14 protein-coding genes are annotated in these 14,168 nt (G+C 72.0%); 4 read left to right on the plus strand and 10 right to left on the minus strand.

The window, feature by feature from the left end:
- A partial coding sequence (locus CKO13_RS06285) for a sulfite exporter TauE/SafE family protein (protein ID WP_200257991.1) occupies window positions 1–700 on the minus strand: 700 nt, incomplete at its 3' end.
- Window positions 701–713: 13 nt separating this feature from the next.
- Window positions 714–1,832, minus strand: a complete 1,119-nt coding sequence (gene hemH / locus CKO13_RS06290; RefSeq protein WP_200257994.1) for a ferrochelatase — start codon at window positions 1,830–1,832, stop codon at window positions 714–716.
- 124 nt (window positions 1,833–1,956) lie between these two features.
- Between hemH and CKO13_RS06295 the strand changes: the two genes are divergently transcribed.
- From CKO13_RS06295 to CKO13_RS06310, 4 genes are all read left to right on the plus strand, one after another.
- The gene (locus tag CKO13_RS06295) at window positions 1,957–3,156 is read left to right on the plus strand and encodes a glycosyltransferase family 4 protein (protein WP_200257996.1); all 1,200 of its coding nucleotides are present in this window, start codon (window positions 1,957–1,959) and stop codon (window positions 3,154–3,156) included.
- On the plus strand, window positions 3,141–3,692 hold the full coding sequence (locus CKO13_RS06300; protein WP_242467922.1) for a phosphatase PAP2 family protein: 552 nt from the start codon (window positions 3,141–3,143) through the stop codon (window positions 3,690–3,692). Before CKO13_RS06295 ends, CKO13_RS06300 begins: the two co-directional genes overlap by 16 nt.
- Window positions 3,693–3,771: 79 nt before the next feature.
- Complete coding sequence (locus tag CKO13_RS06305) at window positions 3,772–4,572, plus strand: 3-deoxy-D-manno-octulosonic acid transferase (RefSeq protein ID WP_200257998.1); 801 nt, start codon at window positions 3,772–3,774, stop codon at window positions 4,570–4,572.
- Window positions 4,569–5,006, plus strand: coding sequence for an arsenate reductase ArsC (locus tag CKO13_RS06310; RefSeq protein WP_200257999.1), 438 nt, complete (start codon window positions 4,569–4,571; stop codon window positions 5,004–5,006). The genes CKO13_RS06305 and CKO13_RS06310 overlap by 4 nt, the downstream gene beginning before the upstream one ends.
- Before the next feature lie 93 nt (window positions 5,007–5,099).
- On the opposite strand, the gene phoU is transcribed toward CKO13_RS06310, so the two are convergent.
- From phoU to CKO13_RS06350, 8 genes are all read right to left on the minus strand, one after another.
- On the minus strand, window positions 5,100–5,813 hold the full coding sequence (gene phoU, locus CKO13_RS06315; RefSeq protein WP_200258023.1) for a phosphate signaling complex protein PhoU: 714 nt from the start codon (window positions 5,811–5,813) through the stop codon (window positions 5,100–5,102).
- Window positions 5,814–5,839: 26 nt separating this feature from the next.
- Window positions 5,840–6,649: a phosphate ABC transporter ATP-binding protein PstB gene (pstB, locus tag CKO13_RS06320; RefSeq protein WP_476702775.1), complete on the minus strand. Its 810-nt coding sequence runs from the start codon at window positions 6,647–6,649 to the stop codon at window positions 5,840–5,842.
- A gap of 156 nt (window positions 6,650–6,805) precedes the next feature.
- Window positions 6,806–7,972: a phosphate ABC transporter permease PstA gene (pstA, locus tag CKO13_RS06325; RefSeq protein WP_200258001.1), complete on the minus strand. Its 1,167-nt coding sequence runs from the start codon at window positions 7,970–7,972 to the stop codon at window positions 6,806–6,808.
- A 17-nt stretch (window positions 7,973–7,989) separates the two neighbouring features.
- Window positions 7,990–9,237 (minus strand): phosphate ABC transporter permease subunit PstC, encoded by a 1,248-nt coding sequence (pstC, locus tag CKO13_RS06330; protein WP_207132114.1) that lies wholly within the window; start codon window positions 9,235–9,237, stop codon window positions 7,990–7,992.
- 196 nt (window positions 9,238–9,433) lie between these two features.
- Window positions 9,434–10,459 (minus strand): PstS family phosphate ABC transporter substrate-binding protein, encoded by a 1,026-nt coding sequence (locus CKO13_RS06335; RefSeq protein ID WP_242467923.1) that lies wholly within the window; start codon window positions 10,457–10,459, stop codon window positions 9,434–9,436.
- 159 nt (window positions 10,460–10,618) lie between these two features.
- Entirely contained in the window at window positions 10,619–11,938 is a 1,320-nt protein-coding gene (phoR, locus tag CKO13_RS06340) for a phosphate regulon sensor histidine kinase PhoR (RefSeq protein ID WP_200258003.1), read from the minus strand.
- 39 nt (window positions 11,939–11,977) lie between these two features.
- Window positions 11,978–12,667, minus strand: a complete 690-nt coding sequence (gene phoB / locus CKO13_RS06345) for a phosphate regulon transcriptional regulator PhoB (RefSeq protein WP_200258005.1) — start codon at window positions 12,665–12,667, stop codon at window positions 11,978–11,980.
- Window positions 12,668–12,761: 94 nt separating this feature from the next.
- The gene (locus CKO13_RS06350) at window positions 12,762–14,048 is read right to left on the minus strand and encodes a M48 family metalloprotease (protein ID WP_200258011.1); all 1,287 of its coding nucleotides are present in this window, start codon (window positions 14,046–14,048) and stop codon (window positions 12,762–12,764) included.
- Window positions 14,049–14,168: the final 120 nt, after the last annotated feature.

The following is a 14,168-nucleotide window of genomic DNA, read 5'->3' on the forward strand; positions in this document are numbered from 1 at the left end:
CCGCCGAGAGCGCGCACAGCGCCAGGAGCGCCGGCCGGATGCGCCCCGCATCCACCCAGCGGTGGACGCGGCCGGACAGGAGCACCCCCGCCAGCGCCCCCGGCGTCACCGCCAGGGCGAGCGCCAGCTCCGCCCGGCCGAAGTGGCCGAGCAGGGCCATGCCGGCCAGGGAGACCGTCGAGCCGAAGAGGAAGTACCCGCCGAGGTTGGCGCGGATATGCGGGCCGCGGGCGTGCTGGTAGAGCAGCGCCATCGGCGGCCCGCCCACCGAGGTGGCCGTGCCCATGAACCCGGAGAGGAAGCCGGCGACGAGCAGGCGGTTGCGGGTGGGCCGGATATCGCCGGGCAGGAGGCTGACGACGACCCCGAGCAGCACCGCGGCCCCCAGCACGAGGGAGAGGAGCCACTGCGCGGCGGCGGCCAGCAGCCAGAAGGCCACCGCCATGCCCGGCATGCGGCCGATGGCGGCGCTGCCCAGCTCGCCGAGGGCCAGCCCGGCGCGGTTGCGCCAGACGATGATCACGGAGATCACCATGGCCACGAAGAGCACCGGGCCGGGGATGAAGGCCGGGTCGATGAGGAAGAGCGGCGGGGCGGCGAAGATGGCCAGGCCGAAGCCCAGCGCGCCCTGCAGGAAGCTGCCGAGGGCCACCAGCAGCGCGGCGAGGAGGAGCTCGAGGGGCGGGATGGGGAGGCCCAAGGGCGGCGCGCGGCTACGCCTGCGCCCCCATCCGCCGGGCGCGCTCGGCGGTCTCGGCCAGCTGCCAGCGCTCCTCCTCCCAGTCCCGCGAGGCCGCCGCCTCCGGCCAGCCCTGGGCGTGCTGGAGGATGAGCCGGGCCAGGGCGTCGAGGTGGTCGTGGCGGTCGTTGAGGGCGGGGATGTAGGCGAGGCGCTCGCCGCCGTTGGCCTCGAAGTACTCCCGGTTCTCCCCGGCGATCTCCTCGAGGGTCTCCAGGCAGTCCGCGGCGAAGCCGGGGCAGATCACGTCGAGGCGCTTGACCCCCTCGTCCCGCGCCAGCTGCACCACGGTCTCGTCGGTGTAGGGCTTGAGCCACTCCTCGTTGCCGAAGCGCGACTGGAAGGCGACGTCCCAGCTCCCCGGGGCCAGCCCCAGGCGCTGGGCCACGAGGCGGGCCGTCTTCTGGCACTGGCAGTGGTAGGGGTCGCCGTCGAAGAGGTAGCGCTTGGGCATGCCGTGGAAGGAGAAGAGCAGCCGCTCGCCCTGCCCCTCGCGCGCCCAGTGCTCCCGGATCGAGTTGGCCAGCGCCTCGATGTAGCCCTTGTCGTCGTGGTACTGGCCGATCAGGCGGAACTCGGGGACCCAGCGCCAGCGCATCAGCTCCTGCGCCACGGCGTCGAAGGTCGAGCCGGTCGTCGAGGCCGAGTACTGCGGGTAGAGGGGCAGGGCCACGATCCGCCGCGCCCCGGCCTCGCGCAGCCGCCGCAGGGCCGAGGCGATGGAGGGGTTGCCGTAGCGCATGCCGAGCTCCACGGCGAAGGGGCCGACGGCGTTGCGCGCCTCGAGGCGCTGCTGGATGCCCTCGGCCTGGCGCTTGCCGATGCTCAGCAGCGGCGAGCCGTCCTCGCCCCAGACCTCCTGGTACGCCTCGGCCGACTTCTTCGGCCGGGTGCGGAGCACCATCCCGTAGAGGATCGGCCACCAGCGCCAGCGCGGCAGCTCGATCACCCGCGGATCCGAGAGGAACGCGTGGAGGTAGCGGCGCAGGGCGGAGGGGGTCGGCTCGTCCGGGGTGCCGAGGTTGGCGATCAAGACCCCTAGGGCCGGCACCTCGTCGTGACGGAATGAGCGCTTCGCCGAGTACAATTTCATAGCGGAGCAAGCATATCAGTAGCCGCTCAGGAGCCACTAGGCTTACGGAGGGGGCAGCCGGTGTCACTGAGCCCCCATAGACGAGTCATTACCCTGCAAAACACGCCGCCTAGCCTCCGTGCCCATGGATACCCTGCACTCCCAGCCGCTCCCGCTCCGCCGGATCGCCGTGGTCTCCGAGACCTACGCGCCGGAGACCAATGGGGTGGCCCACACCCTCTCCCAGATCTGCCGGGAGCTGCGGGCCCGGGGCACCGAGGTCGACCTCGTCGTCCCTCGGCACCCGGCCCGCCCCCGCGGCTACGAGCCCGGCATCCACTCCGTGGCCGGCCTGCCGGTGCCCAGCTACCGCGGGGTGCGCTGCGGCCTGGTCCGCCCCCGGCTGCTCACCGAGCTCTGGCGGCAGAAGCGCCCCCAGGCGATCTACATCGCGACCGAGGGCCCCCTGGGGCTAGCGGCCCTGCGGGCCGCCAGGCGGCTGGGGATCGCCGCTGTCAGCGGCCTCCACACGCGATTCGAGGCCTACAGCGACCACTACGCGCTCTCCGGCCTGCGGCCCTGGATCCGGCGCTACCTGCGCCACTTCCACAACCGCAGCGCGGCGACCCTGGTCCCGAGCCCAGAGCTGGCCCGCGGGCTGGCGGCGGACGGCTACCAGCGGGTCCAGACCCTATCGCGCGGCGTCGACCGGCGCCTGTTCCACCCGGCGCGCCGCTGCCCGCGGCTGCGCGAGGGGTGGCGGGCGAGGGAGGGCGCCCCCGTGGCGCTCTACGTCGGCCGCCTGGCCGCCGAGAAGAACCTGGCGCTGGCGATCGCCGGCTTCCGCGCCATCCAGGCCCGGCAGCCCGAGGCGCGGTTCGTCCTCGTCGGCGACGGCCCCCTGCGGGAGGCGCTGCGCCGGGCCCATCCGGACCTGATCTTTGCCGGCCCCCGGCACGGCGGCGAGCTGGCGCGCTACTACGCCTCGGCCGACCTCTTCCTCTTCCCGAGCTTGAGCGAGACCTTCGGGAACGTCACCCTGGAGGCACTCGCCAGCGGCTTGCCGGTCGTTGCGTTCCACTACGCGGCGGCGGCGACCTATATCACCGACGGCCGCAGCGGCCGGCTCGCCCCCCTGAACGATGAGGAGGCGTGGCTCGCTGCGGCGCGCGATCTCGCCGCCCTCGCGCCCACGGAGCGCCGCGCCTGGGGGCAAGCCGCCCGAGAGGCCGTCGGCCGGGCCAGCTGGCCCCGAATCGCGGAGCGCTTTAGCCGGATCTTAGCCAGCGCAGCCTCCGAGACTACCACCGACCCTGAAGGGGTGGCCGTATGCAGTGGACCCTGATTCGCCTGCAACGCTGGGAGATGGAGCTGTGCTTCGCCCTGGCCCGTCTGCAGCACCTGCGCCTGTCCAAGCTCCTGTTCGTCACGGTGAGCCGCCTCGGCGACGGCGTGCTGTGGTACGCCCTGATGGCGGCGCTGCTGATCGTCCAGGGCGGAGCGGCCATCCCGGCCGTGGTCCATATGGCCGCCACCGGGGTCGTCGGGCTGCTCCTGTACAAGCTCATCAAGAGCAGCACGCGGCGGCTGCGCCCCTGCGAGAGCGATCCGCAGCTCGTGCCCGCCACCCCCGCGCTCGACCGCTACAGCTTCCCCTCGGGGCATACGCTGCACGCGGTCGCCTTCACGATGCTCGCCACGGCCTACTTCCCCGCCCTGACCCTGTGGCTGGTACCCGTGGCGATCCTCATCGCCGCCTCGCGGGTGGTCCTCGGCCTGCACTACCCCACGGACGTCGCCGCCGGCGCGGCCATGGGCGGGGCGCTGGCCTACGCCAGCCTCACCTCCCCGATCGCCGCGCTCTTCGCGCTGGTGGGGTGAGCGCGGCGGATCCGCGGCGCAGGGATCGCTCCGTGCACCAAGCGGCTTCTTAAAGACGACGACCAAGGAGGAGAGCGACATGGCTTTCCGCGAGCGCCCTTCCCAGGCAGGGCCCGGGCCGACCCTCGAGATCCGCGAGAACCAGCCCCTGGACCGCTACCGCCTGGCCGGCCGGGCGGTCCGCGAGGCGCTGGGCCGCCAGCGCCGCGTCTGGATCGCCACCGGCATCCACCCGGAGGAGGTCGCGGCCCTCGCCACCGCCTTCATCCGCCTCGAGAGCCGGCATCCGGGGATGCTGCTGGTCATCGCGCCGGAGCGCCCCGGGCAGTGCAGCACCATCTACGCCCGGCTCCGGATCGAGGGCGGCTTCCAGGTCCGCCGCCACAGCGACGGCCACGGCTGCGACGCCGGAACCCAGATCTACCTGCTCGACACCCCGGGCGAGCTGCGGGCCTTCCAGGCCGCGGCCGACGCCGCCTTCATCGGCTCGAGCTTCGTCACCGCCGGCGTCGCCGACCCCACGGGGCCGGCGATGGCCGGCGTCCCCATGGTCATGGGCCCCTACGCCGAGGCGGACGAGGGGGCGCACGACCCGGGCATCCAGGCGCGGGTGCAGCGGCTGGTGCAGAGCGGGGGGCTGCGCCGGGCCTGCGACCCCCTGGAGCTGAGCGCGGCGCTCGACGGCCTGCTCGTCGACGGCCAGCTCAGCCGCGCCCTCGGCGAGTGCGCGCGCCGCGCCCTGGAGGCCTCCCTGCCGGCCTCGCCGGCGCCCGCCCCGGGCGCCGCCGGCCACCGCGCCCTCGCCCAGCGCGGGCTCGGATCGGCCGGCCCCTTTCCTGTAAACTGTCCGGACACTCACCCGAACGTGGTACTGCAATGAGCGAAAAGAAGCGCGTGCTGTTCCTGTGCACCGGCAACTCGTGCCGCTCGCAGATGGCCGAGGGGTTCGCCCGCGAGCTCGGCGCCAACCTCCTCGAGCCGCTCTCGGCGGGCCTCGAGCCCCGCGGGGTCGACGAGCGGGCGGTGCAGGTGATGGCGGAGGACGATGTCGACATCAGCGATCAGGCATCGACCCCGCTGACCGAGGAGCTGCTCGGCCAGGTCGACATGGTGATCACCCTCTGCGGCCACGCCCAGGAGCAGTGCCCCGCCCTGCCCGCGACGGTCACGCACTACCACTGGCCGCTCGAGGATCCGGCCCAGGCCACGGGCAGCGAGAAGGAGATCCTCGCCACCTTCCGGGCGAGCCGCGACGAGATCAAGGACCGGGTGCTGACGCTCGGCAACGAGTTCCGCGTGATCGAGGAGTTCTAGGCGTCGCCCTGACGCCTAGCCTCCCCGCTCCAGGGCCCGCCCCCTCGAGGCGCCCTACCCTATAGGCCGCATAGGCTGCCACCGGCGAGCGCCTCAGTGGCGGTCGCCGGTGGCCTCCTCCGCCATCTGCTCGTAGCTGGTGTGGCGGACGTTCTTGCCGCGGACGAAGTAGACCACGTACTCGCAGATATTCCGCGCCCGGTCGCCGATGCGCTCGAGGGAGCGGGCCGTCCAGACCACGTCCATGGCCCGCGGGATGGCCTCGGGGCTGCTCATCATCTGGTCCATGAGCCGGTAGACGATGACCTCGTACTGGCTGTCGGCGTGGATATCCTGCTGGGCCACCCGCACCGCCTGCTCGACGTCCATGCGGGCGAAGGCGTCCAGGGCGCCGTGGAGCATCCCCCGGACGTGCTCGCCGAGCTCGGAGATCGGCGCCGTCTGCCGGTCGAGCTCGAGGAAGTGCAGGGCCATGCGGCCGATGCGCTCGGCCTCGTCGCCGATGCGCTCGAGGTCGGTGATCGTCTTGATCACCGCGAGCACCAGGCGCAGGTCCGAGGCCGTCGGCTGGCGCCGGACGAGGATCTCGGTGCACTCCTCGTCGAGCTCCACCTCCTGGGCGTTGACCTTGTAGTCGCTGGTCACCACCTTCTCGGCGAGCTCGGAGCGGGTCTCCACCATGGCGGTCACGGCGTCGGCGAGCTGCTGCTCGACGAGCCCGCCCATGGAGAGGACGCGGCTGTGGATCTCCTCGAGCTCCGTGTTGAAGCGCTGGGAGATGTGCTGCTTGAAGAAGCTCTGCTCGATGTCGTCGTCGTTCATGGGGGCGCTCCTCAGCCGAAGCGGCCGGTGATGTAGTCCTCGGTCCGCTTCTGCCGGGGGTTGGTGAAGATCGTGTCGGTGTCGTCGTACTCGATGACCTCGCCGAGGTGGAAGAAGGCCGTATAGCGGGCGACGCGGGCGGCCTGCTGCATATTGTGGGTGACGATGATGATGGTGTAGTTGCTCCGCAGCTCGTCGATGAGCTCCTCGATGGTCGCGGTGGCCACCGGGTCGAGGGCCGAGGCCGGCTCGTCCATGAGGATAACATCCGGGTTCACGGCGATGGCGCGGGCGATGCACAGCCGCTGCTGCTGCCCGCCGGACAGGGCCGTGCCCGGCATGCTCAGCCGGTCGGAGACCTCCTTCCACAGCCCCGCCTTGCGCAGGCTCGTCTCCACCAGCTCGTCCATCTCCGCGCCCTTCTTGGCCAGGCCGTGGATGCGCGGGGCGTAGGCGATGTTCTCGTAGATGGACTTGGGGAAGGGGTTGGGCTTCTGGAAGACCATGCCCACCCGCGAGCGCAGCTGGACGACGTCGACATCGGGGCCGTAGACGTCCGTCTCGTCGAGCAGCAGCTGGCCCTGGATGGCCACCGAGGGGATGAGGTCGTTCATGCGGTTGATGCACCGCAGGAAGGTGGACTTGCCGCAGCCCGAGGGCCCGATCAGCGCCGTGACGTCCTTCTCGGGGATCCGCAGGCTGACGTCGAACAGCGCCTGGGTCTCCCCGTACCAGAGGTTCAGGCCGCGGACGTCCACCTTCGTCGGGTGGGTCGGCTCCTCGGCGTCGTGCCCGGCCGCGATCTCAGGGGCGCGGGTCACGCCGGGGGCTGCAGCGGGCTGCGGGCGGTGGTCTTCGCCTTCCACGGTATCGCTCCCCTCGCGTAGCTCGGCGCCCCCCAAGGAGGATCGTGCGGCGACCCCCCCCGAGTTCCCCGGATTGTCGTTCGGCTGAGGCATTCGCATGGTACAAGCTCCTTACCAGCGCCGTTCAAAGCGTTTGCGCAGGAGGACGGCGGTCGCGTTGAGGGTCAGCAGCACGGCCAGCAGGACGAGGATCCCGGCGGCGGTGAGCTCGTCGAAGGCCCGCTGGGGCATGGAGGCCCAGGTATAGACCTGTGCGGGCAGCACGGTCGCCGCGTCCGTCACCCCCTCGGGGGCCGCGGGGATGAAGGCCATCATGCCCACCAGCAGCAGCGGGGCGGTCTCGCCCATGGCCTGCGCCAGGCCGATGATCGAGCCGGTGAGGATCCCCGGCAGCGACAGGGGCAGGACGTGGTGGGAGACCATCTGCAGGCGGCTGGCGCCGACGCCGAAGGCCCCCTCGCGGATCGAGTCCGGCACCGCCCGCAGGGCGGCCCGGGTGGTGATGATGATGATCGGCAGGGTCATCAGCGCCAGGGTCAGCCCGCCGGCCAGGGCCGAGGAGCGCGGCACCCCCATGAAGTTGATGAAGATCGCCAGCCCCAGCAGGCCGTAGAGGATCGAGGGCACCGCGGCGAGGTTGTTGATGTTGACCTCGATGAAGCGGGTAAAGCGGTTGTCCGTGGCGAACTCCTCGAGGTAGACGGCGCTCATCACCCCGATGGGGAAGGCCACCGCCATGGTCACCGCCAGCGTGAGGATCGTGCCCACCACCGCCGACTTGATGCCGGCCATCTCGGCCATCTTCGAGTCGCCCCGGGTGAAGAAGTGGGAGTTGAAGGCGAGCTCGATCCGCCCCGCCTCCCGGAGCCGGTCCACCGTGGCCTTCTGCTCCTCGGTCAGCCCCGAGTGCTTGCCCTTGAGGTACTGGCCGACGGGGGCGTCGGCGGTGACCCAGCGGGTCACGGTCTGCCCCATCAGCCCCGGGTCCTGCTCGACGTGGTCAGGGAGCTGGCGCAGCCAGCCGCGGCTGACGAAGGGGCGCACCTCGCTGTCCACCGCCGCCGGCGGCAGGTTGACGGTGCGCTCGGTGTAGGTCACGTCCACCTGGATCTGCGCCTGGTAGAAGGCCGTATAGCCGCGCTGGATGATGTCCGTGAAGAAGAAGACCAGGAACAGGACCGAGAGGAGGATGGCCCCGACGCAGAGGGCCTTGAAGCGCCTCTCGCGGCGGTAGCGCTGCCGGATCCGCTTCTCGGCTTGTAGGTTGGGCGCAGCCATGCCGGTCTCCTCGGGGGTCACTCGTACTTCTCGTGGAAGCGGCGAACGATGGTCAGCGAGACGGTGTTCAGGATGAGGGTGACGAGGAACAGGACCAGCCCCAGCCCGAAGGCCGAGAGGGTCTCAGGGCTGCTGAACTCCTGGTCGCCGGTGAGCGCATCGACGATGCGCACCGTCACCGTGGTCATCGACTCGAGCGGGTTGGCGGTAAGGTTGGGGCGCAGCCCGGCGGCCATCACCACGATCATGGTCTCGCCCAGGGCGCGGGAGATGGCCAGGATGAACGCCGAGACCACGCCCGGCAGGGCCGCCGGCAGCAGCACGTGCTTGATCGTCTCCGAGGGCGTCGCCCCGAGCGCGAAGCTGCCCTCGCGCATGCTCATGGGGATGGCGCTGATCACGTCGTCGGAGAGCGACGAGACGAAGGGGATGATCATGATCCCCATGACGATCCCCGGCGTCAGGGCGTTCTGGTAGCTGGCGTCGAGCCCCAGGGCGGTGGCCACGTCGACGACCAGGGGCGCCACGGTGATGGCGGCGAAGAAGCCGTAGACCACCGTGGGGATGCCGGCGAGGACCTCCAGGGCCGGCTTGACGGCGCCGCGCACCCGCGGCGGGGCGTACTCGGAGAGGAAGATCGCCGAGAGCAGGCCGATGGGCAGGGCCACGGCCATGGCGATGGCGGTGATCATGAAGGTGCCGGCGAACAGCGGCACCGAGCCGAACTCCGCCTCGGCCTGCCCCTCGCCACCGCGGCCGGCGCCGCCGAGGAAGGCGGTATCCGGGCTCCAGGTGGTGCCGGTGAGGAACTCCCAGACGCTGACCATCTGGAAGAAGCGCATCGCCTCGAAGAGGATGGAGAGCAGGATCCCCAGGGTGGTCAGGATGGAGACCGACGCCGCCGTGATCAGCAGCCAGCGCACGGCCCCCTCGACGATGTTGCGCGCCCGCAGCCCCGGCTGGATGGTGCGCTCGGCGGCCCACAGGCCGCCGGCCGCCAGGGCCAGCGCGGCGGCCAGGATCAGGGTCGCGGGGGCGTCGATCAGGCCCAGCAGGTCGAGCAGCGTCGCCAGCAGGGCCATCGCCACGGCGGGCACGGCCATGAGCACCACGGCGTACCAGCCGTAGAAGCCCGGCCGGGAGTGGAGCGCCCGGTCCTGCCCGCCGGCGACGGCCAGCGCCCGGCGGCGCCCCAGGCCGTAGGCGAGCAGCGCCAGGGGCAGGAGCCCGGCCAGGAAGCTCAAGATGACTTGCCCAGTGCTCAACAGGAGACTCCTCGTGCGAAAGGGTGCGCCCTCGAGGCCTAGGAGGCCCTAGCCGGGGAGGGCACGCCGGTGGCGCGCTTACGGCAGCCTGGGGCTCCCGTAAACGCCCGAGAAGGTATCTCGAAAATGTGACAATATCGTGAAAAGCGGCGGCTGCCGGGACCGCCCTCCGGCCCCGGCAGCCCGCCCGGCCGCCCTACTGGTTCAGGGCCTTGACCTCGAGGCGGGTCAGCCGCTCCTTGTTGAGCACCGCCTGGCGGATCTCCTCGCGCCGGCCGGCGGGCAGCGGGATCAGCCCCTCGTCCTTGAGGTAGCCCATGTCGCCGATCATCCGCTCGGAGAGGAACATCTCCACGTACTCGTAGAGGCCGGGCACCTTACCGGCGTGGCCGTTCTTGACGTAGAAGTAGAGGCTCCGGGCGATCGGGTAGTCGCCGGCGGCGATGGCCTCCGTGGTCGGCTCGACGCCGTTGACCGGGGTGGCCTGGATGCGGTCGCGGTTCTGGTCGAGGAAGCTGTAGCCGAAGATGCCGAGGGCCTCCTCGTTCCGCGTCAGCTTCTGGACGATGAGGTTGTCGTTCTCGCCGGCGGGGACGTAGGCGCCGTCCTGGCGGATCTTGGTGTAGGGGCCGTCGTAGCCCATCTCCTCGGAGGCGGCCTCCATGACCAGCTCCTCGAAGGCGTCGCGGGTGCCGGAGGTGGTCGGCGGGCCGTAGATCAGGATCTCGTTGTGCGGCAGGCTCGAGTCGATGTCGTCCCAGTACTTGTTGGGGTTCTCCACCAGCTTGCCGTTCCGGGGCACCTCGGCGGCCACGGCGCGGGTGATCTGCTCGAGGGTGAGCTCGAAGCGCTGGGCGTCGGCGGTGTTGGCGAGGACGATCCCGTCGGAGCCGATCACCGCCTGGGAGATGCTCTGCACGCCGTTGTCCTGGCAGCGCTCGTACTCGCTGACCTTGATCGGGCGGCTGGCGTTGGTGATATCCGGGGTATCCGGGCCGTCACCGGCGCAGAAGAGCTTGAGGCCGCCGCCGGAGCCGGTGGACTCGATCACCGGGGTCGGGTACTGCGTCGTCGCGCCGAACTCCTCGACCACGTAGCTGGCGAAGGGGTAGACCGTGGACGAGCCGACGATGCGGATCTGGTCACGGGCCTCGGCGGTGCCGGCGGCGAAGAGGCTCGCCGTCGCCGCGGTCGCTGCGGCCGCGAAACCGAGTCTGTGCAACGCTTTCATTATCGAGTGCCTCCCATTCCGGGTTGCGAAAAGTCTGCGGTAGCCTCGTCAGTTGCGACGAACACGCTGATCGATGCCTAGCTGCCGTACAGCAGGGCTGAGTCTGCAGGCCGGATCTGACCTTGGCTTGACCGCCCCATTACAGTTCCTTTACGCGCTCGCGGCGGCGGCCTCGTAGGTGACGGCCTCCGGCGGGAAGACCAGGGTGAAGGTCGAGCCCTGCTCCGGCTCGCTGGCGATCTCCAGGCGCCCGCCGTGGCGATTGATGACGTGCTTGACGATCGCCAGCCCCAGCCCCGTGCCGCCCGTGGCGTTGGAGCGGGCCTTGTCGACGCGGTAGAAGCGCTCGGTCAGCCGCGAGAGGTGCTCCCGGGGCACGCCGATCCCGTCGTCGGCCACCCGGCAGTAGGCGCCGTGCCCATCGGCGTGCCACCCCACGCGGATGGTGCCGCCGTCCGGGGTGTAGCGCACCGCGTTGGAGAGCAGGTTGGAGATGGCGCTGCGCAGCTCCGACTCGGCGCCGAGGACGTTCACCCCCGGCTGCGCCTCGAGCTCGATGCGGTGGCCGCGCTCGCCGGAGAGGGCGCGCGCCTCGGCGCAGAGCTCGTCGAGCAGCGCCGGCATCGCCACCGGCTGGCGCTCGGCCGCCACCCCGCCGGTCTCGAGGCGCGAGAGCATGAGCAGGTCCTGGACGAGGCGCTGCATGCGCCGCGCCTGGTCGCGCAGCAGCTGCACCGAGGGCGCCCACTGGGGGTCCGCCTCGGCGAGCTCCTCGGCCATCTCCTCGGCGACGCCGTAGATGACGGTCAGGGGCGTCTTGAGCTCGTGGGAGACGTTGGCCACGAAGTCGCGGCGCATGGTCTCCAGGCGCTGCGTGCGGGTGACGTCGCGGGCGAGCAGGAGCCGCTGGTCGCGGCCGTAGGGCACCAGCCGCATCTCCAGGGGGGTCTCGGTATCCGCCGGCGAGGGCAGGATCAGCGACTCCCCGGCGCTGCCCGCCTGGGAGAGGAACTCGAGGAACTCGGGGGCGCGGATGAGGTTGCCGATGCGCTGGCCCTCGTCCTGGGGCCAGCTCAGCCCGAGCAGGCGGCGGGCGGCGTCGTTCCACCACAGCACCCGGTCGCGGCTGCGCAGCACCACCGTGGCGTCCGGCATGGCCTTCGCCGACTCCTGGTACTCGCGGATCGTCCGGCGCAGCCGCCGCCGGCGGTCCCGCTGGCGGCGGCGCTGGCGGTAGAGGGTCTGGAAGAGCTCGCCCCACACCCCCGAGGCGCTCGGCGGCTCGATCTTGTAGTCGAGCCGCAGCCAGCGCTCCAGGCGCTGGAGCTGCCAGAGGTTCCACAGCCAGGCGGCGGCGAGCAGCACCGCCGCCGTCTGCCACCACAGGCCGGTGGCCGCCGCCACGACGGCCCCGCCGACGGCGGCGGCGGCCACGCGCGCCGCGAAGGCTGGCCACGGGTTGCGGATCATCGCCGGCTCCCCTCCCCTCGCGCGGGCCTGGCCGGCGGCTCAGGCCTGCTCGGAGAAGCGGTAGCCGGCGCCCCGGACGGTCTGCACCAGGTACTCGTGCCCCGTCTCGGCGAGGGTCTTGCGCAGGCGCCGGATGTGCACATCCACCGTCCGCTCCTCGACATAGACGTTCGTCCCCCAGACGTGATCGAGCAGCTGCGCGCGGGTGAAGACCCGCTCCCGGTGGGTCATGAAGAAGCGCAGGAGGCGGAACTCCGTCGGCCCCATCTCCAGGGTCTGGCCGTTGCCGGTGACCCGGTGGCTGACGGGGTCGAGCAGCAGGCCGTCGACCTCCACCGGGTCGTCGGCGCTCGCCGGGGCCGTGCGCCGCAGCACCGCCTTGATGCGGGCGCTGAGCTCGCGCGGCGAGAACGGCTTGGTGACGTAGTCGTCGGCGCCGCACTCGAAGCCGCGGACCTTGTCCTCCTCCTCGCCCCGGGCGGTGAGCAGGATGATCGGGATCTCCCGGGTCGCCTCGTCGCCCTTGAGCTTGCGGGCCCACTCGACGCCGCTGACCTGGGGGAGCATCCAGTCGAGCAGGATCAGCTCCGGGGGCGCCTCGCGCAGCTTCTCCGAGGCCTGCATGGCGTCACTCGCCGCCGTGGTGTCGAAGCCGCCGCGCTCGAGCGAGCTGACGAGCATCTCGCGCACCGCCGGATCGTCCTCGACGATTAGGATCTTGCCTGTCATGCCCTCTCCTCGACACGGGTGACGCTACCCATGGACGATCATTAGAAGACATTCTATTTACAAGATTATGACGCCAGCGCCGGAGGCGCCCCCCCTAGCCGCGCAGCCGCGCCAGCGCCTCCCGGGCCCGGCGCCCGTAGTCGCTCTCGGACTCGGCGGCGATCCGGAAGTGCTCGACGGCCGCCTCGCGGGCGCCGCGCTGCTCGGCGAGGACCCCGAGCCCCCAGTGGGCGGGCGCCGTGGGCAGCAGGGCGTTGGCCCGCTCCAGGTGGCGGCGGGCCGTCTCGGCCTGGCCCTGCTCCTGGGCGAGCAGGCCGCGGCGCAGGTGCGGGGCGAAGTAGCGGCCGTTGAGCTCGATGGCGCGGTCCAGGGCCTGCGCCGCCTCGGCCTTGCGGCCCAGCTCGGCCAGGCTCGCCCCGCGCAGGGCGTGGAAGGCCGACTCCGCCGGCCGCTGGGCGATGGCCTCCTCGGCGCGCTGCAGGGCGACCTCCGCCTCCCCCTCGGCGAGCCGGCGGCGCCCCTCGTCGTAGGCGGCGTAGGCCTCCCGGTGGCGCTCGAGGGGGGCGATCCGCTCGGCGTAGCGCGCCTCGCCGACGCGCAGCGCCTCGCCCTCGTGCTCGGCGAGCAGCCGCTCGGCGAGCTCGCGGTTGCGCTCGACCCGCTCCCGGGAGGGCGGATGGCTCGCGAACAGCCCCTCGAGCCAGCTCCGCTCGCCGCCCTCGGCGAGGGCGACGAACTTCTCCTGGAGGCTCACCGCCGCCCGCGGGTCGTAGCCGGCGCGGGCCATGTAGCGGGTCCCGTAGCGGTCCGCCTCGTGCTCCGCCGCCCGCGAGTAGCGCTGGCTGACGAGCTGCATCCCGACGCCGGCGCCGGCGACCACCAGCGCCTGCCAGTCCCGCCCCCGGGTCGCCACGCCGAGCGCCGCCACGCCGGCCTGCATGAGCATGCCGCGCTCGAGGCGCTGCGCGCTGTGCCGCGCCGCCGAGTGGACAACCTCGTGGCCGAGCACCGCGGCGAGCTCCGCCTCGCTCTCCATCTCGCGGAGCAGGCCGCGGTTGACGGCGATCTTGCCGCCGGGCAGCGCCCAGGCGTTGGGCGTCGAGTCGTTGAGCACCGTGAACTCGTAGGGCAGGCCCGGGCGGTCGCTCTCGGCGGCGACGCGCTGGCCCACCCGCCGGACGTACTCGACGAGCTGCGGGTCGGTGGTGTAGGGGCCGCCCATGCTCTGCAGGGTCGGCTGGTACTGCTGCTCGCCGAGGGCGATCTCCTCGCGCTCGGAGACGAGCCGCAGCTCCCGCTCGCCGGTGACCGGGTTCTCGGCGCACCCGGCGAGCGCCAGCAGGGCGGCGGCAATCGCCACCGCGGTACGGCGGGCTCCCATGGTCGCTGTCCTCCCTCTGTGCCGTTGGCTCCCCCCCAGCATGGCGGGCCGCGCCGGCTGCCGCCCCCTCTAGCCCTCGGCGGCCCCCGGCCCCTCGGCCCAGGCCGCGAGGTCCTCGGC

Origin of the sequence: Halorhodospira neutriphila, assembly GCF_016584055.1 — a bacterium.
In the GTDB taxonomy this organism is placed as follows: Bacteria; Pseudomonadota; Gammaproteobacteria; order Nitrococcales; family Halorhodospiraceae; genus Halorhodospira; species Halorhodospira neutriphila.

Excerpts from the sequence above, each read along its gene's own strand:
- hemH (WP_200257994.1), bottom strand. The coding sequence starts at position 1,832 with ATGAAATTGTACTCGGCGAAGCGCTCATTCCGTCACGACGAGGTGCCG.
- CKO13_RS06295 (WP_200257996.1), top strand. The coding sequence starts at position 1,957 with ATGGATACCCTGCACTCCCAGCCGCTCCCGCTCCGCCGGATCGCCGTG.
- CKO13_RS06300 (WP_242467922.1), top strand. The coding sequence starts at position 3,141 with ATGCAGTGGACCCTGATTCGCCTGCAACGCTGGGAGATGGAGCTGTGC.
- CKO13_RS06305 (WP_200257998.1), top strand. The coding sequence starts at position 3,772 with ATGGCTTTCCGCGAGCGCCCTTCCCAGGCAGGGCCCGGGCCGACCCTC.
- CKO13_RS06310 (WP_200257999.1), top strand. The coding sequence starts at position 4,569 with ATGAGCGAAAAGAAGCGCGTGCTGTTCCTGTGCACCGGCAACTCGTGC.
- pstA (WP_200258001.1), bottom strand. The coding sequence starts at position 7,972 with ATGGCTGCGCCCAACCTACAAGCCGAGAAGCGGATCCGGCAGCGCTAC.
- phoR (WP_200258003.1), bottom strand. The coding sequence starts at position 11,938 with ATGATCCGCAACCCGTGGCCAGCCTTCGCGGCGCGCGTGGCCGCCGCC.
- phoB (WP_200258005.1), bottom strand. The coding sequence starts at position 12,667 with ATGACAGGCAAGATCCTAATCGTCGAGGACGATCCGGCGGTGCGCGAG.
- CKO13_RS06350 (WP_200258011.1), bottom strand. The coding sequence starts at position 14,048 with ATGGGAGCCCGCCGTACCGCGGTGGCGATTGCCGCCGCCCTGCTGGCG.